Here is a 16,039-nt window from a genome sequence, read left to right as displayed (position 1 = left end):
GACTATCACTTATTTAAGTGATATTGGTTGTCTGGAGATTCAGGGGGCCAGTCTAGCATCAACAAAGTTCATTTGTAAAAATGGAGATAATTATGATTGCACATCACTTCGGAACTGATGAAATACCACGTCAGTGTGTGACTCCTGGTGATTATGTTCTTCATGAAGGCCGGACATATATCGCCTCGGCTAACAATATTAAAAAGCGAAAACTTTATATTCGTAACCTGACTACAAAAACATGCATTTCTGACTGCATGATTAAAGTCTTCCTCGGTCGTGATGGTTTACCTGTAAAGGCGGAGTCATGGTGATGACTAAGAAAATAAAATGTGCTTACCACCTTTGCAATAAAGGAATTGAAGAAAGCAAAAGCATTAAAAGACCGCTTCATTTCATGCGTGGAGTTATCCCAACGACGGAAATGAAAAAATATTGTAGTGAAAATTGTGCCGAAAAAGACCAGATGGCACACGAACTTTAATTAACTGACTATGCGAAACTGAATTTATGCCAGCAATGGCAGGGATTCACTCAACCTTAATTAAGGAGAAAAAATGATTACCAATTATGAAGTCACTGTTGTAACTACCGATGACATTGTTCACGAGGTTAATCTGGAAGGAAAGCGTATTGGCTACGTGATTAAAACAGAAAATAAAGAAACCCCATTCACTGTGGTTGATATTGACGGCCCATCAGGCAACGTAAAAACACTTGATGAAGGTGTCACAAAAATGAGTCTGGTTCACATCGGAAAGAATCTGCCCGCAGAAAAAAAAGCCGGATTTCTGGCAACTCTGATTGCAATGAAATTAAAAGGTGAAATCTAAAAAAAGAAAGCCTGCACAACGTGCAGGCCTGAGTGAAGAACCTGGGACATTTATTCATCACTCGCAGTAATTTTAATCTGAGTTGAGGTTAAAAAACAATGAGCACAAAACCACTCTTCCTGTTACGAAAAGCGAAAAAATCATCCGGTGAACCTGACGTCGTCCTGTGGGCAAGTGACGATTTTGAATCGACCTGTGCCACTCTGGACTACCTGATCGTTAAGTCAGGTAAAAAACTGAGCAACTATTTTAAAGCTGTTGCCACAAATTTTCCTGTCGTTAATGACCTTCCCCCTGAAGGTGAGATCGATTTTACCTGGAGTGAACGCTATCAACTCAGCAAAGACTCCATGACATGGGAACTAAAACCGGGAGCAGCGCCAGACGACGTTCACCACCAGGATAATGCTCAAGAAACCAACGAACTGGCGGGAGGCCAGGAAGAAAACGCGCAGGCAGACGCCCACGAGGATTGCCAGGATTGCGAAGTCTCTGTAGCCACTTTGCGGTTCACACAGCGTCTTCTGCACATTTTTACGTATGCGGCCGGGGATCGGAAATACCTGCATCATGCCACCCGAGAACAACGCGAACACATTACTGCTCTTGAGATGGATCAGGAAAACAGCTATGTCCAGAATCTGCTGTTGGCCATACGCGGCATGGCAGAACCGACAACTCTGGATAATGCCGCCCTGCTCCGCCTGACTGATGCAATTAAGGCAGTTTTCTCTATCACTAAAAAACATCAGCCCTATGAATTTAAGAATTTCATTTCAGCCTGGCTGGATACCGAACACATTGATCGCGGTCTTCTGACAAAAGAATGGCGAAAAGGGAATCGTGTTTCACGCATCACTCGCACGGCTTCCGGTGCTAATGCTGGCGGCGGGAACCTCACAGATCGCGGCGAAGGTTTCGTCCACGATCTGACGTCACTGGCGCGCGATATAGCCACTGGCGTACTGGCCCGTTCAATGGACGTGGACATCTATAACCTTCATCCGGCACACGCTAAACGCATTGAGGAAATTATCGCTGAAAATAAACCGCCCTTTTCTGTTTTCCGCGACAAATTCATCACCATGCCTGGCGGGCTGGATTATTCCCGCGCCATCGTGGTTGCGTCCGTGAAAGAAGCACCAATTGGGATCGAGGTCATCCCCGCTCACGTCACTGCATATCTGAACAAAGTACTGACTGAAACCGATCATGCCAACACTGATCCGGAAATCGTGGATATTGCCTGCGGTCGCTCCTCTGCCCCGATGCCGCAGCGAGTAACAGAAGAAGGAAAACAGGATGATGAAGAAAAACTGCAACCATCTGGAACAACGGCAGATGAACAGGGAGAGGCTGAAACAATGGAACCGGACGCAACTAAACATCATCAGGACACGCAGCCGCTGGATGCTCAGTCACAGGTAAATTCTGTTGATGCGAAATATCAGGAACTGCGGGCAGAACTCCATGAAGCCCGGAAAAACATTCCATCAAAAAATCCTGTCGATGCCGATAAATTGCTTGCTGCATCACGTGGTGAATTTGTTGACGGAATTAGCGACCCGAACGATCCGAAATGGGTTAAGGGGATCCAGACTCGCGATTCTGTGTACCAGAACCAGCCAGAAACGGAAAAAACCAGCCCGGATATGAAACAACCTGAGCCAGTAGTGCAACAGGAACCGGAAATAGCCTGCAATGCCTGCGGCCAGACTGGCGGGGATAACTGCCCTGACTGTGGTGCGGTGATGGGCGACGCAACAAACCAGGAAACATTCGATGAAGAGAATCAGGTTGAAGCTAAGGAAAATGATCCGGAGGAAATGGAAGGCGCTGAACATCCGCACAATGAGAATGCTGGCAGCGATCCGCATCGCGATTGCAGTGATGAAACTGGCGAAGTCGCAGATCCCGTAATCGTAGAAGACATAGAGCCAGGTATTTATTACGGAATTTCGAATGAGAATTACCACGCAGGTCCCGGTGTCAGTAAGTCTCAGCTCGATGACATTGCTGATACTCCGGCACTGTATTTGTGGCGTAAAAATGCCCCCGTGGACACCACAAAGACAAAAACGCTCGATTTAGGAACTGCTTTCCACTGCCGGGTACTTGAACCGGAAGAATTCAGTAACCGCTTTATCGTAGCACCTGAATTTAACCGCCGTACAAACGCCGGAAAAGAAGAAGAGAAAGCGTTTCTGATGGAATGCGCAAGCACAGGAAAAATGGTTATCACTGCGGAAGAAGGCCGGAAAATTGAACTGATGTATCAAAGCGTTATGGCTTTGCCGCTGGGGCAATGGCTTGTTGAAAGCGCCGGACACGCTGAATCATCAATTTACTGGGAAGATCCTGAAACAGGAATTTTGTGTCGGTGCCGTCCGGACAAAATTATCCCTGAATTTCACTGGATCATGGACGTGAAAACTACGGCGGATATTCAACGATTCAAAACCGCTTATTACGACTACCGCTATCACGTTCAGGATGCATTCTACAGTGACGGTTATGAAGCACAGTTTGGAGTGCAGCCAACTTTCGTTTTTCTGGTTGCCAGCACAACTATTGAATGCGGACGTTATCCGGTTGAAATTTTCATGATGGGCGAAGAAGCAAAACTGGCAGGTCAGCTGGAATATCACCGCAATCTGCGAACCCTGGCTGACTGCCTCAATACCGATGAATGGCCAGCTATTAAGACGTTATCACTGCCCCGCTGGGCTAAGGAATATGCAAATGACTAAGCAACCACCAATCGCAAAAGCCGATCTGCAAAAAACTCAGGGAAACCGTGCACCAGCAGCAATTAAAAATAACGACGTGATTAGTTTTATTAACCAGCCATCAATGAAAGAGCAACTGGCAGCAGCTCTTCCACGCCATATGACGGCTGAACGTATGATCCGTATCGCCACCACAGAAATTCGTAAAGTTCCGGCGTTAGGAAACTGTGACACTATGAGTTTTGTCAGTGCAATCGTACAGTGTTCACAGCTCGGACTTGAGCCAGGTAGCGCCCTCGGTCATGCATATTTACTGCCTTTTGGTAATAAAAACGAAAAGAGCGGTAAAAAAAACGTTCAGCTAATCATTGGCTATCGCGGCATGATTGATCTGGCTCGCCGTTCAGGTCAAATCGCCAGCCTGTCAGCCCGTGTTGTCCGTGAAGGTGACGAATTTAATTTCGAATTTGGCCTTGATGAAAAGTTAATACACCGCCCAGGAGAAAACGAAGATGCCCCGGTTACCCACGTCTATGCTGTCGCAAGACTGAAAGACGGAGGTACTCAGTTTGAAGTTATGACGCGCAGACAGATTGAGCTGGTGCGCAGCCAGAGTAAAGCTGGTAATAACGGGCCGTGGGTAACTCACTGGGAAGAAATGGCAAAGAAAACAGCTATTCGTCGCCTGTTCAAATATCTGCCCGTATCAATTGAGATCCAGCGTGCAGTATCAATGGATGAAAAGGAACCACTGACAATCGATCCTGCAGATTCCTCTGTATTAACCGGGGAATACAGTGTAATCGATAATTCAGAGGAATAATTCAGTCTGGCGGTGTAATGCACCGCCAACTTGAAATATTTTTTATGAGAAAAATTATGAGATATGACAATGTTAAACCATGTCCATTTTGTGGTTGTCCATCAGTAACGGTGAAAGCCATTTCAGGATATTACCGAGCGAAGTGTAACGGATGCGAATCCCGAACCGGTTATGGTGGAAGTGAAAAAGAAGCACTCGAAAGATGGAATAAACGAACCACTGGAAATAATAATGGAGGTGTTCATGTATAAAATTACCGCCACTATTGAAAAGGAAGGTGGCACTCCTACTAACTGGACAAGATATTCAAAATCTAAACTAACGAAATCAGAATGCGAAAAAATGCTCTCAGGTAAAAAAGAAGCAGCCGTTTCCAGAGAGCAGAAAGTAAAACTGATAAATTTTAATTGCGAGAGACTTCAGTCCTCGTGAATTGCATTGTATTCAAATTAAAACTTCATAGCTGATTATTAATAATCAACATCGGGCGTCAATTTCAGTCTAACATTGGCGCCTGCCAGAGGTGATGCGATGGCACAAGTAATCTTTAATGAAGAGTGGATGGTTGAATACGGCCTGATGCTTCGCACTGGTCTGGGGGCCAGACAAATTGAAGCATACCGCCAGAACTGTTGGGTGGAAGGATTCCACTTCAAACGAGTATCTCCTTTAGGGAAGCCAGACAGTAAGCGAGGGATTATCTGGTACAACTATCCAAAGATAAATCAGTTTATCAAAGACTCATGATATGTCTAAATTACCAACAGGTGTCGAGATTAGAGGTAGATACATTCGCATCTGGTTCATGTTTCGAGGAAAACGATGTCGGGAAACATTAAAAGGCTGGGAGATTACAAACAGTAATATTAAAAAGGCCGGAAATTTAAGATCGCTGATAGTTCATGAAATAAACTCCGGTGAATTTGAGTATTTAAGACGTTTTCCCCAGTCCAGCACTGGGGCAAAAATGGTGACAACGAGAGTCATAAAAACGTTCGGAGAACTTTGTGATATCTGGACAAAAATTAAAGAGACAGAGTTAACAACAAACACAATGAAGAAAACGAAATCACAATTAAAAACACTCAGAATAATAATTTGTGAAAGTACCCCGATATCACATATTCGTTATAGCGATATCTTAAACTACCGGAATGAACTGCTGCATGGAGAAACGCTTTACCTGGATAATCCAAGATCCAACAAAAAAGGAAGAACCGTGCGCACAGTTGATAACTATATCGCCCTGCTCTGTTCGCTGTTGCGTTTTGCGTATCAGTCGGGATTTATATCAACCAAACCATTTGAAGGAGTAAAAAAATTACAGCGAAACAGAATAAAGCCTGATCCGTTATCTAAAACAGAATTCAATGCATTAATGGAAAGTGAAAAAGGACAGAGCCAGAACTTGTGGAAATTTGCCGTTTACTCAGGACTTCGTCACGGGGAACTGGCAGCTCTGGCGTGGGAGGATGTGGATCTCGAAAAGGGAATAGTGAATGTCAGAAGAAACCTGACGATACTTGATATGTTCGGTCCCCCAAAAACAAATGCCGGGATCCGGACAGTAACACTACTGCAGCCTGCTCTTGAAGCACTGAAGGAGCAATACAAACTGACCGGGCATCATCGCAAAAGCGAAATCACTTTTTATCATCGGGAGTACGGCAGAACCGAAAAGCAAAAACTGCATTTTGTTTTCATGCCCAGAGTGTGTAACGGAAAACAGAAACCTTATTACTCGGTAAGCAGTTTGGGTGCGAGATGGAATGCAGCAGTAAAACGTGCTGGTATTCGCCGCCGTAATCCGTACCATACGCGGCATACTTTTGCCTGCTGGCTGTTGACGGCAGGAGCGAACCCGGCGTTTATAGCCAGCCAGATGGGGCATGAAACTGCGCAGATGGTGTATGAAATTTACGGTATGTGGATTGATGACATGAACGACGAACAGGTAGCCATGTTGAATGCGCGGTTATCGTAGTTGCAAAGTTTGCCCCCAATTTGCCCCATTTAGTACCAGAGAACTGAAATAATGAAAGAAAATCAACAAATTACAAAGAAAGAACAATACAACCTGAACAAATTGCAAAAACGTCTGCGTCGTAACGTAGGCGAAGCCATTGCTGACTTCAATATGATTGAAGATGGCGATCGCATTATGGTTTGCCTCTCCGGGGGTAAAGACAGCTATACCATGCTGGAGATTCTGCGTAATTTGCAGCAAAGTGCGCCAATCAGTTTTTCGCTGGTTGCCGTTAACCTCGACCAGAAACAACCTGGTTTCCCGGAACATGTTCTGCCGGAGTATCTCGAAAAGCTGGGCGTTGAGTACAAGATTGTTGAAGAGAACACTTACGGTATTGTGAAAGAGAAGATTCCTGAGGGCAAAACTACCTGCTCACTGTGCTCTCGTCTGCGTCGCGGTATCCTTTACCGCACCGCAACGGAACTGGGTGCGACGAAGATCGCGCTGGGTCACCATCGTGACGATATCCTGCAAACGTTGTTCCTGAATATGTTCTACGGCGGCAAGATGAAAGGTATGCCGCCGAAGCTGATGAGCGATGATGGCAAGCACATCGTTATTCGCCCGTTGGCCTACTGCCGCGAAAAAGATATTCAACGCTTTGCCGATGCGAAAGCATTCCCGATTATTCCGTGCAACCTGTGCGGTTCACAGCCTAACCTGCAACGTCAGGTGATTGCCGATATGCTGCGTGACTGGGATAAGCGTTATCCGGGGCGAATTGAGACGATGTTCAGCGCGATGCAGAATGTGGTGCCGTCTCATTTGTGCGATACCAGTCTTTTCGATTTCAAAGGTATTACCCACGGTTCCGAAGTGGTTAACGGCGGAGATCTGGCGTTCGATCGCGAAGAGATCCCACTACAGCCTGCGGGCTGGCAGCCTGAAGAAGATGAGAATCAGCTGGATGAATTACGGCTGAATGTGGTTGAAGTGAAATAACCAGGATAGCGCCCGATGCGCAAACTTATCGGGCTACTCTTGCATAGGCCGGATAAGACGCAACCAGCGTCGCATCCGGCAATTCAACATTTCGTTATTTTAATAATCGCACCCGGCACGTTTTCCCTTTAATCTTCCCGCCCTGTAACTGCTTCCATGCCTTATGGGCGACACTCTGACGCACTGCGACATAGACATGCGCCGGATGCACAGCGATTTTGCCAATATCTGCGCCATCAAGACCAATATCGCCCGTCAATGCACCTAACACATCGCCCGGTCGCATTTTGGCTTTTTTCCCGCCATCAATGCACAACGTCGCCATCTCTGCTTCCAGCGGCACAATGGAACTACTGGCTGGCGGCGTTTGCCAGTTAAGTTTTATCTGCAACATGTCAGAAATGATATTGGCGCGCTGTGCTTCTTCCGGGGCACAGAAACTGATCGCCAGTCCGCTATTTCCTGCACGCGCTGTACGCCCGATGCGATGTACATGAACTTCAGGGTCCCACGCAAGTTCAAAGTTCACTACCAGCTCAAGAGATTTGATATCCAGACCGCGCGCTGCGACATTGGTCGCTACCAGCACGCGGGCGCTACCGTTAGCAAAACGTACCAGGGTCTGATCGCGGTCACGTTGCTCCAGATCGCCATGTAACGACAATGCACTTTGCCCTACTTCATTCAGCGCGTCACACACAGCCTGACAATCTTTTTTAGTATTACAAAACACCACACAAGACGAGGGTTGATGCAAACTTAATAACCGTTGTAATAACGGAATTTTAGCCTTGCTGGATGTTTCATAAAATTGTTGTTCAATAGGCGGTAAAGCATCTGTCGAATCAATTTCTATCGCCAAAGGATCGCGTTGTACACGACCGCTAATCGCAGCAATTGCGTCTGGCCAGGTCGCCGAAAACAAAAGCGTCTGACGAGAAGCAGGTGCAAAACGGATCACATCATCAATGGCATCACTAAATCCCATATCCAACATGCGGTCGGCTTCATCCATCACCAGCGTATTCAACGCATCCAGCGATACCGTGCCTTTTTGCAGGTGATCGAGCAAACGACCCGGCGTTGCCACGATAATATGCGGCGCATGTTGCAGCGAATCACGCTGAATACCGAACGGCTGACCGCCGCATAAGGTCAAGATTTTAGTATTTGGCAGAAAACGCGCCAACCGACGCAATTCCCCGGCAACCTGATCCGCCAGCTCACGCGTAGGACACAGTACCAAAGCCTGGGTCTGAAACAGCGACGCATCAATCTGCTGTAACAACCCGAGGCCAAATGCCGCCGTTTTGCCGCTGCCGGTTTTCGCCTGCACGCGAACGTCTTTTCCGGCAAGGATCGCAGGAAGCGCGGCGGCCTGCACCGGCGTCATGATTAAATAACCCAACTCATTAAGGTTAGTGAGCTGGGCGGGAGGCAAAACGTTCAGGGTAGAAAAAGCGGTCACAATCTATTCTCGTGGTCATCGACGCAAAATTAGCAGGCGCGTATCCTCGCAGATCTACGCTCACGATGCGACAATTTAATCGGTTCTTCATCTGGCGGCGGATCGGGCATAGGTTGCGGACGAGGAATCGGATCAGGCACTGGAACAGGATCGCCAGGAATCGGTTCAGGGACAGGAATTTGCAAATAAATGAGTGTCGTCATATTTCCCTCCGGTCATTGGGTGGACTCTTAAAGGGTAGACGCTGACAAATAACAGGCAAAAAAAAGCCGACTCATCTAAGTCGGCGTCGTACGAATCAATTGTGCTATGCAGTAATTCAAAAAAGGAAGTAAGACAATATGGAGCGCAACGCCCATCGCTTGACGTTGCATTCACCTGCGAGGAAGATATTGCCCTGAATGGGTAGAGAGTTTATTGACTTCGCTCAAACTTTACGGCGTTTTTGTATACAGGAAGTAGACAAATTTTCTTTTGTTACAACCATTTACTACGATGCAACCATAAAGCAACACCACCAATAAGAACAACTAACAGAATACAAAAAAGCGAAAAGCCGAATTGCCATCCCCCACCAGGAATACCACCAAGGTTGACGCCAAATAATCCCGTTAAAAACGTACTGGGTAAAAAGACCATTGCCATCAAGGACATTGTATACGTGCGACGCGCTAAATTTTCCTGCATGACCTGGGCGATTTCATCTGCCATCACGCCAGTTCGGGCAATACAGGCGTCAATCTCATCCAGACCACGTCCGAGACGATCGGCAATATCCTGCATTCGACGGCGTTGGTCGTCATTCATCCACGGCAGGCGCTCGCTGGCAAGACGAGCATAAACATCACGTTGCGGCGCCATATAGCGACGCATAACAATTAATTGTTTACGCAGTAGCGCCAGGAAACCGCGCGGAGGAATTTGTTGATCGAGTAGATTATCTTCCAGGTCGATAATTTTATCGTGCAGTTGTTCTATAAACTCACTGGAATGATCGGTCAACGCATCACACACATCCACCAACCAGCCGCCGCAATCGGTCGGACCAGTGCCCTCTTCCAGATCGCTAACCACATCATCCAACGCCAACACTTTACGTTGTCGGGTCGAGACAATTAACCGTCCGTCCATATAAACACGCATGGCCACCAGCTGGTCGGGACGTTCATCAGTACTGCCATTAATGCAGCGCAAAGTAATCAGCGTCCCTTCGCCAAGACGACTGACTCTGGGCCGTGTACTTTCTCCCGCCAGCGCATCGCGCACATTATTTGGCAGCAGTGGTGTCGTCGCCAGCCACTGGGCGCTGTCATGGTGCACATAATTGAGGTGGAGCCAGCAAGGATGCGCTTCATCTATCTCATCTGTATTTTCCAGCGGTTTAACGCCACCTTTGCCATCCAGAATCCAGGCAAATACTGCATCCGGGACATTTACGTCCGCTCCCTTAATCACTTCCACAGTGCCTCCCATCATCAACGGATTATTTTGTAGTCTAGTCTTCTGGTCATGTTACGCAAAATCTCATCACCCCATTACCTTGAAATGATTAATAAAATCCTGTCAAAATTAAATACAGAAAGCAAAATACTTTTCCTGATTTGAAAACGTGTGAAGCGTTAAATAGCGTCTATCATTATCAGAATTATCTGATCATTTGTCGTGGCATTTTTGCGATCAGGTAGCAACAAAAGATTGATAAAAATAACGGGATTTCAATGACTACGCACAACTTCAATACCCTGGACTTATTAACCAGTCCTGTCTGGATCGTTTCACCCTTCGAGGAACAATTAATTTATGCCAATAGTGCTGCGCGACTGTTGATGCAAGAACTCACTTTTAGTCAGCTACGTACCGGCCTCTATTCCATCTCCTCGCAAAACGAACTGCCTAAATACCTTACAGACCTGCATAACCAGCTTGATATTGTAGAAATCCTCACTGTCCAGCGTAATGGTGAAGATACAGCATTAAGCTGTCGGTTGACCCTCAAAGAGATTAATGACATAGAGAAAGTAATTATATTTGAAGGAATGGAAACACCCGCAACTCTGGGTTTAAAAGCCAGCCGCTCTGCGAATTATCAACGTAAAAAACAAGGGTTTTATGCGCGTTTTTTTCTGACTAACTCCGCGCCAATGTTGTTGATAGATCCCTCGCGTGATGGCCAAATCGTCGATGCCAATCTGGCCGCGCTTAATTTCTATGGCTATAACCATGAAACAATGTGTCAGAAACACACCTGGGAAATTAATATGCTTGGGCGTCGCGTTATGCCTGTCATGCATGAAATTTCACGTTTACCCGGCGGGCATAAGCCCCTCAATTTTGTCCATAAACTGGCAGATGGTTCCGTTCGACACGTACAAACTTATGCTGGACCAATTGAGATTTACGGTGACAGGTTAATGTTATGCATCGTACATGATATTACTGAGCAAAAAAGGCTCGAGGAACAGCTGGAACATGCGGCCCACCATGATGCGCTAACGGGATTACTTAACCGTCGACAGTTTTACCACATAACTGAACCAGGACAGATGCAGCACCTGGCAATCGCTCAGGACTACAGTTTGCTGCTCATCGACACCGATCGTTTTAAACATATCAATGACTTATACGGTCATCAGAAAGGGGATGAAGTGTTATACGCACTTGCCCGTACACTCGAAAGCTGCGCCCGCAAAGGTGATTTGGTGTTTCGCTGGGGTGGTGAAGAGTTCGTCTTATTATTGCCCAGAACCCCTCTGGATACTGCACTTTCGTTGGCTGAAACTATCCGCTTGAGCGTGGCAAAAGTGAGCATTTCGGGCTTGCCGCGCTTCACCGTCAGTATTGGCGTGGCGCATAACGAAGGAAATGAAAGTATTGATGAACTGTTTAAACGGGTCGATGATGCGTTGTATCGGGCAAAAAATGATGGACGCAACCGCGTGCTGGCAGCATAAGCCACGGAAGCGTCCCGTGATCAACGGCTGCGTTTAGCGTGGCGCTCCCAGTTTTCCTGCTTCGCCTGCGCCGTTTTACGGAGTGCGACGTAACACGCCCCGCTGCCGCCATGATGCGGTAGCGCGGTACAATATGCCTGAACATCATCAAACTCGGTCAGCCAGCGCGCCACATAGCTGCGAACAATGTTGGCGTGCGATTTATCGTCCCGCCCCTTGCCATGAATAATCAGCACGTTACGCAAACCATCCGCCAATGCCTGTTGAATAAAACTGAACACCATTTTGCGGCACTCTTCCACCGGCTGACGTAGAAGATTCAGGCTGGCCTGCTGCGGATATTTACCGCTGCGTAACTTATCCAGCACCCCATGTTGCAGCCCTTCCCGCCGAAACTCCAGCGGCTGGCTTAGCGGGATGATGTCGAGAAATCCAGTGGTAAGGAAATTATCAAGTTGCAGCGTGTCGATACGCTGCGGCGCACGTTGGTTACGCGTTGGATGCCAGTGGACATCTGTAGCGCGCTTCAGTGGCTGGACATCTTCCATGGCGTCAAGAAACAGCGATTTGTCGTCAAGGTTCATGTAACCTCCTATGCACCTTCACACATCTGATATTTGCTGCATCGTTCACTTCGCAGATTGAAACAATACTTTGCTCCATACCTGCTGGTGTCTGCACAGGCGGGGCATTTTATACTAGCCTGGTGACAGTATCGAACAGTTTAGGCCGGGTTTAATTCAGGTATCCGATCAGGGTGATTTATTCATAGCAGGAACTAACAAAAATGCGATGAAGAGCAGAACGCAGATTAGCGATGCATGATTATGCAATCACGAGACGAATGATTTAACTTATATTTTCGTGAAATCTGTCACTGAAGAAAATTGGCAACGGATGGGCAAAACCGTTATAACACTGTCACCGGTCACGAGGAATCCAGGCCGGATTTAAGACGCGGATGCACTGCTGTGTGTACTGTAGAGTCTGGCGGATGTCGACAGGCTCTATTTTTTTATTCATTTTTTAGCTCTGTAAATAACTACAGAATCAAATAACAGGTCGCCTTCGGTAAAATTTCGCTGACTGGAATTATTCCAGCCTCGATCCAGGTGATGGAATACCCCCATTTATTCAGGCAGAAAAATCAAAAAATCGCTTTATGCTACCAGATCGCGACAAACCAGACGCGAAACCAGGTACTTACTCTTTGTTAGTTTTAATCTTTTTGGTGGTATGGCTGCTCATGTTGCTGGCGTGGTATCTTATCGGCCAGCCTATTGGTTCGGGGTTTTACCCACGTTTGTCTTAAGAGAGAACGGATGCTGAGATTACTTGAAGAAAAAATTGCCACGCCACTGGGACCTCTGTGGGTGATTTGCGATGAACAATTTCGTCTGCGGGCGGTTGAATGGGAAGAGTACAGCGAACGCATGGTGCAGCTGCTGGACATCCATTATCGCAAAGAAGGTTATGAGCGCATTTCTGCCACCAATCCAGGGGGCTTAAGCGACAAACTTCGTGACTATTTTGCCGGGAATCTTAGCATTATTGATAACCTTCCTACCGCCACAGGAGGCACGCCATTTCAGCGCGAGGTCTGGAAAACACTGCGCACTATCCCCTGCGGGCAGGTAATGCATTACGGTCAACTGGCTGAACATCTGGGTCGACCAGGCGCAGCGCGTGCCGTTGGCGCAGCAAATGGCTCTAATCCGATCAGCATCGTCGTCCCTTGCCACCGGGTTATTGGACGAAACGGCACGATGACAGGATATGCAGGCGGAGTGCAGCGAAAAGAGTGGTTATTGCGCCATGAAGGCTATCTGCTGCTATAAACCTTAAACAATTTGTGCCGATTTGTTCACAGTTTTATGTAAAGTTACCCTTAACAATTTAAAGATTTTCAAAGGGATAGACATAAATTTACATCTATTATCGGAATTCTCCGCTGTTAAGGTTTGCTTAGACTTACTTGCTCCCTAAAAAGATGTTAAAATTGACAAATATCAATTACGGCTTGAGCAGACCTATGATCCCGGAAAAGCGAATTATACGGCGCATTCAGTCTGGCGGTTGTGCTATCCATTGCCAGGATTGCAGCATCAGTCAGCTTTGCATCCCGTTCACACTCAACGAACATGAGCTTGATCAGCTTGATAATATCATCGAGCGAAAGAAGCCTATTCAGAAAGGCCAGACGCTGTTTAAGGCTGGTGATGAACTTAAATCGCTTTATGCCATCCGCTCCGGTACGATTAAAAGTTATACCATCACAGAGCAAGGCGACGAGCAAATCACTGGCTTCCATTTAGCAGGCGATCTGGTAGGTTTTGACGCTATTGGCAGCGGTCATCACCCGAGTTTCGCCCAGGCGCTGGAAACCTCAATGGTATGTGAAATCCCGTTCGAAACCCTGGACGATCTGTCTGGTAAAATGCCGAATCTGCGTCAGCAGATGATGCGTCTGATGAGCGGTGAAATCAAAGGCGATCAGGACATGATCCTGCTGTTGTCGAAGAAAAATGCAGAAGAACGCCTGGCTGCTTTTATCTACAACCTGTCCCGTCGTTTTGCCCAACGCGGCTTCTCCCCTCGTGAATTCCGCCTGACGATGACTCGTGGCGATATCGGTAACTATCTTGGCCTGACGGTAGAAACCATCAGTCGTCTGCTGGGTCGTTTCCAGAAAAGCGGCATGTTGGCAGTCAAAGGTAAATACATCACCATCGAAAATAACGATGCGCTGGCCCTGCTTGCTGGTCATACGCGTAACGTTGCCTGATTTTTCCGCATAATCAACTATCCTTCTGTCATATCATTAAATTTTTCTGATTTATTGATCTGGCAGAAGGTTCATCACTGTTTCATTCACCAGATATGGGTTAATCTTTTAATTACAAACTGCGTTGACAGTTGTTGTAAGGAGACCCTGTATGGCTATGTATCAGAACATGCTCGTTGTTATCGACCCTAACCAGGACGATCAACCGGCATTACGGCGAGCTGTTTATTTACATCAACGGATTGGTGGCAAAATTAAAGCCTTTTTGCCGATTTATGACTTCTCATACGAAATGACTACCCTGCTCTCTCCCGACGAGCGTACCGCTATGCGTCAGGGGGTTATCAGCCAGCGTACTGCCTGGATCCATGAGCAGGCAAAGTATTATCTCAACGCTGGCGTCCCGATTGAAATTAAAGTGGTATGGCATAACCGTCCTTTCGAGGCCATCATTCAGGAAGTGGTTAGCAGTGGGCACGATCTGGTGCTAAAAATGGCGCACCAACATGACCGTCTGGAAGCGGTTATTTTCACCCCTACCGACTGGCACCTGTTACGCAAATGCCCAAGCCCGGTGTGGATGGTGAAAGACCAGCCGTGGCCGGAAGGTGGTAAGGCGCTGGTGGCGGTGAATCTCGCCAGTGAAGAGCCGTATCATAATGCGCTCAATGAAAAACTGGTGAAAGAAACGATCGAGCTGGCGGAACAGGTAAATCACACCGAAGTCCATCTGGTTGGCGCCTACCCCGTAACACCTATCAATATTGCCATTGAACTGCCGGAATTTGATCCAAGCGTTTATAACGATGCCATTCGTGGACAACATTTGCTGGCGATGAAAGCCCTGCGGCAGAAATTCGGCATTAATGAAAACATGACGCACGTTGAAAAAGGTTTGCCTGAAGAAGTGATTCCAGATCTGGCCGAACATTTGCAGGCAGGGATTGTCGTTTTTGGCACTGTGGGACGCACCGGTATCTCTGCGGCATTCCTTGGTAATACGGCAGAACAGGTGATTGATCATCTCCGCTGCGATTTGCTGGTGATTAAACCTGACCAGTACCAGACGCCTGTCGAACTGGATGACGAAGAAGACGATTAATTGTTTATCAATTACTTGCAAGGCCCGATATCTCGGGCCTTTCTTTTATTTACTTCTCATCACCACCGAGGAAATAAATTCCCAGCGGGATTGCCAGCAATACAGTAAAGACCAGACTATAAACAAGAATCATCGATGACTGAATCACATACATTGATGTCGTCCAGTCAGAAAGCGGAATATTATATTGTTCGATAACACCGCCGATAGTCGCGCGAGTCACAACTGACGCCGCAATAATGAAAACCGCCAACAGACCAAAGAGAAACTTCTTCCCCTTTGCTGACTTCAGCTTCGCCATGATCATGATGTAATCCTTATGCAGACAAACCCTTTGTTACTTGTGTGTAACAATATCATGACATTTCCTCGTTGTC

Annotated in this window: 19 protein-coding genes and 1 pseudogene; 15 read left to right on the top strand and 5 right to left on the bottom strand. The window is 47.0% G+C overall.

From position 1 onward, the window contains the following. The first annotated feature begins 92 nt into the window (after window positions 1-92). The 10 genes from kilR (at window position 93) to ttcA (ending at window position 7,356) form a co-directional block, all read left to right on the top strand. Window positions 93-314, top strand: coding sequence for a killing protein KilR (kilR, locus tag BEG40_RS17050; protein WP_000560218.1), 222 nt, complete (start codon window positions 93-95; stop codon window positions 312-314). Next, on the top strand, window positions 314-484 hold the full coding sequence (locus tag BEG40_RS17045) for a YdaE family protein (protein ID WP_001427414.1): 171 nt from the start codon (window positions 314-316) through the stop codon (window positions 482-484). The genes kilR and BEG40_RS17045 overlap by 1 nt, the downstream gene beginning before the upstream one ends. Window positions 485-557: 73 nt before the next feature. Beyond that, the gene (locus tag BEG40_RS17040; RefSeq protein ID WP_001307773.1) at window positions 558-833 is read left to right on the top strand and encodes a hypothetical protein; all 276 of its coding nucleotides are present in this window, start codon (window positions 558-560) and stop codon (window positions 831-833) included. A 98-nt stretch (window positions 834-931) separates the two neighbouring features. Next, window positions 932-3,583: an exodeoxyribonuclease VIII gene (gene recE / locus BEG40_RS17035; protein ID WP_105285808.1), complete on the top strand. Its 2,652-nt coding sequence runs from the start codon at window positions 932-934 to the stop codon at window positions 3,581-3,583. After that, window positions 3,576-4,385, top strand: a complete 810-nt coding sequence (gene recT, locus BEG40_RS17030; protein ID WP_016158370.1) for a recombination protein RecT — start codon at window positions 3,576-3,578, stop codon at window positions 4,383-4,385. The genes recE and recT overlap by 8 nt, the downstream gene beginning before the upstream one ends. Before the next feature lie 56 nt (window positions 4,386-4,441). Then, window positions 4,442-4,636: a type I toxin-antitoxin system endodeoxyribonuclease toxin RalR gene (ralR, locus tag BEG40_RS17025; RefSeq protein WP_001317028.1), complete on the top strand. Its 195-nt coding sequence runs from the start codon at window positions 4,442-4,444 to the stop codon at window positions 4,634-4,636. After that, complete coding sequence (locus BEG40_RS17020; protein WP_001551036.1) at window positions 4,629-4,817, top strand: DUF1187 family protein; 189 nt, start codon at window positions 4,629-4,631, stop codon at window positions 4,815-4,817. Before ralR ends, BEG40_RS17020 begins: the two co-directional genes overlap by 8 nt. 99 nt (window positions 4,818-4,916) lie before the next feature. Next, complete coding sequence (gene xisR / locus BEG40_RS17015; protein WP_000079604.1) at window positions 4,917-5,132, top strand: excisionase XisR; 216 nt, start codon at window positions 4,917-4,919, stop codon at window positions 5,130-5,132. A gap of 1 nt (window position 5,133) precedes the next feature. Further along, a complete protein-coding gene (locus tag BEG40_RS17010; RefSeq protein WP_000040859.1) occupies window positions 5,134-6,369 on the top strand; it encodes a site-specific integrase in 1,236 nt (411 codons plus the stop codon). Between the two features lie 51 nt (window positions 6,370-6,420). Further along, window positions 6,421-7,356 carry a tRNA 2-thiocytidine(32) synthetase TtcA gene (ttcA, locus tag BEG40_RS17005; RefSeq protein WP_016158372.1) on the top strand — a complete coding sequence of 312 codons (936 nt, stop codon included), beginning with the start codon at window positions 6,421-6,423 and terminating at the stop codon, window positions 7,354-7,356. A gap of 94 nt (window positions 7,357-7,450) precedes the next feature. On the opposite strand, the gene dbpA is transcribed toward ttcA, so the two are convergent. The 3 genes from dbpA to zntB form a co-directional block, all read right to left on the bottom strand. Further along, window positions 7,451-8,824 carry an ATP-dependent RNA helicase DbpA gene (gene dbpA / locus BEG40_RS17000; RefSeq protein WP_105285807.1) on the bottom strand — a complete coding sequence of 458 codons (1,374 nt, stop codon included), beginning with the start codon at window positions 8,822-8,824 and terminating at the stop codon, window positions 7,451-7,453. A 29-nt stretch (window positions 8,825-8,853) separates the two neighbouring features. Next, complete coding sequence (gene ynaL / locus BEG40_RS21865) at window positions 8,854-9,027, bottom strand: proline-rich small protein YnaL (RefSeq protein WP_001296046.1); 174 nt, start codon at window positions 9,025-9,027, stop codon at window positions 8,854-8,856. A 274-nt stretch (window positions 9,028-9,301) separates the two neighbouring features. Next, complete coding sequence (gene zntB, locus BEG40_RS16990) at window positions 9,302-10,285, bottom strand: zinc transporter ZntB (RefSeq protein WP_016158374.1); 984 nt, start codon at window positions 10,283-10,285, stop codon at window positions 9,302-9,304. 257 nt (window positions 10,286-10,542) lie between these two features. Between zntB and BEG40_RS16985 the strand changes: the two genes are divergently transcribed. Further along, window positions 10,543-11,775 (top strand): sensor domain-containing diguanylate cyclase, encoded by a 1,233-nt coding sequence (locus BEG40_RS16985; RefSeq protein WP_105285806.1) that lies wholly within the window; start codon window positions 10,543-10,545, stop codon window positions 11,773-11,775. A gap of 20 nt (window positions 11,776-11,795) precedes the next feature. Here the strand turns inward: BEG40_RS16985 and smrA are convergent, their stop codons facing one another. Then, window positions 11,796-12,359 (bottom strand): DNA endonuclease SmrA, encoded by a 564-nt coding sequence (gene smrA, locus BEG40_RS16980; RefSeq protein ID WP_001046829.1) that lies wholly within the window; start codon window positions 12,357-12,359, stop codon window positions 11,796-11,798. Window positions 12,360-12,949: 590 nt separating this feature from the next. Between smrA and BEG40_RS16970 the strand changes: the two are divergent. From BEG40_RS16970 to uspE, 4 genes and pseudogenes are all read left to right on the top strand, one after another. Further along, window positions 12,950-13,087 (top strand): annotated as a pseudogene (locus tag BEG40_RS16970) (hypothetical protein); the annotation flags it as partial. Window positions 13,088-13,097: 10 nt separating this feature from the next. Next, window positions 13,098-13,613, top strand: a complete 516-nt coding sequence (gene ogt, locus BEG40_RS16965; RefSeq protein WP_105285804.1) for a methylated-DNA--[protein]-cysteine S-methyltransferase — start codon at window positions 13,098-13,100, stop codon at window positions 13,611-13,613. 194 nt (window positions 13,614-13,807) lie between these two features. After that, entirely contained in the window at window positions 13,808-14,560 is a 753-nt protein-coding gene (gene fnr, locus BEG40_RS16960) for a fumarate/nitrate reduction transcriptional regulator Fnr (RefSeq protein ID WP_000611910.1), read from the top strand. 151 nt (window positions 14,561-14,711) lie between these two features. Beyond that, entirely contained in the window at window positions 14,712-15,662 is a 951-nt protein-coding gene (gene uspE, locus BEG40_RS16955) for a universal stress protein UspE (RefSeq protein ID WP_105285803.1), read from the top strand. Between the two features lie 49 nt (window positions 15,663-15,711). Here uspE and BEG40_RS16950 read toward each other — a convergent pair whose 3' ends face one another. Further along, window positions 15,712-15,969, bottom strand: a complete 258-nt coding sequence (locus BEG40_RS16950; RefSeq protein ID WP_000605087.1) for a DUF2534 family protein — start codon at window positions 15,967-15,969, stop codon at window positions 15,712-15,714. Window positions 15,970-16,039 lie beyond the last annotated feature (70 nt).

Source organism: Escherichia sp. MOD1-EC5495 (assembly GCF_002965965.1).
Classification (GTDB): domain Bacteria; phylum Pseudomonadota; class Gammaproteobacteria; order Enterobacterales; family Enterobacteriaceae; genus Escherichia; species Escherichia ruysiae.
The sequence above is the reverse complement of the archived record's forward strand: the minus strand, read 5'-3'. Positions and strand labels throughout refer to the sequence as shown.

Coding starts and splice junctions, on each gene's coding strand:
- kilR (WP_000560218.1), top strand. CDS start 93: ATGATTGCACATCACTTCGGAACTGATGAAATACCACGTCAGTGTGTG.
- BEG40_RS17045 (WP_001427414.1), top strand. CDS start 314: ATGACTAAGAAAATAAAATGTGCTTACCACCTTTGCAATAAAGGAATT.
- BEG40_RS17040 (WP_001307773.1), top strand. CDS start 558: ATGATTACCAATTATGAAGTCACTGTTGTAACTACCGATGACATTGTT.
- recE (WP_105285808.1), top strand. CDS start 932: ATGAGCACAAAACCACTCTTCCTGTTACGAAAAGCGAAAAAATCATCC.
- recT (WP_016158370.1), top strand. CDS start 3,576: ATGACTAAGCAACCACCAATCGCAAAAGCCGATCTGCAAAAAACTCAG.
- ralR (WP_001317028.1), top strand. CDS start 4,442: ATGAGATATGACAATGTTAAACCATGTCCATTTTGTGGTTGTCCATCA.
- BEG40_RS17020 (WP_001551036.1), top strand. CDS start 4,629: ATGTATAAAATTACCGCCACTATTGAAAAGGAAGGTGGCACTCCTACT.
- xisR (WP_000079604.1), top strand. CDS start 4,917: ATGGCACAAGTAATCTTTAATGAAGAGTGGATGGTTGAATACGGCCTG.
- BEG40_RS17010 (WP_000040859.1), top strand. CDS start 5,134: ATGTCTAAATTACCAACAGGTGTCGAGATTAGAGGTAGATACATTCGC.
- ttcA (WP_016158372.1), top strand. CDS start 6,421: ATGAAAGAAAATCAACAAATTACAAAGAAAGAACAATACAACCTGAAC.
- ynaL (WP_001296046.1), bottom strand. CDS start 9,027: ATGACGACACTCATTTATTTGCAAATTCCTGTCCCTGAACCGATTCCT.
- BEG40_RS16985 (WP_105285806.1), top strand. CDS start 10,543: ATGACTACGCACAACTTCAATACCCTGGACTTATTAACCAGTCCTGTC.
- smrA (WP_001046829.1), bottom strand. CDS start 12,359: ATGAACCTTGACGACAAATCGCTGTTTCTTGACGCCATGGAAGATGTC.
- ogt (WP_105285804.1), top strand. CDS start 13,098: ATGCTGAGATTACTTGAAGAAAAAATTGCCACGCCACTGGGACCTCTG.
- fnr (WP_000611910.1), top strand. CDS start 13,808: ATGATCCCGGAAAAGCGAATTATACGGCGCATTCAGTCTGGCGGTTGT.
- uspE (WP_105285803.1), top strand. CDS start 14,712: ATGGCTATGTATCAGAACATGCTCGTTGTTATCGACCCTAACCAGGAC.
- BEG40_RS16950 (WP_000605087.1), bottom strand. CDS start 15,969: ATGATCATGGCGAAGCTGAAGTCAGCAAAGGGGAAGAAGTTTCTCTTT.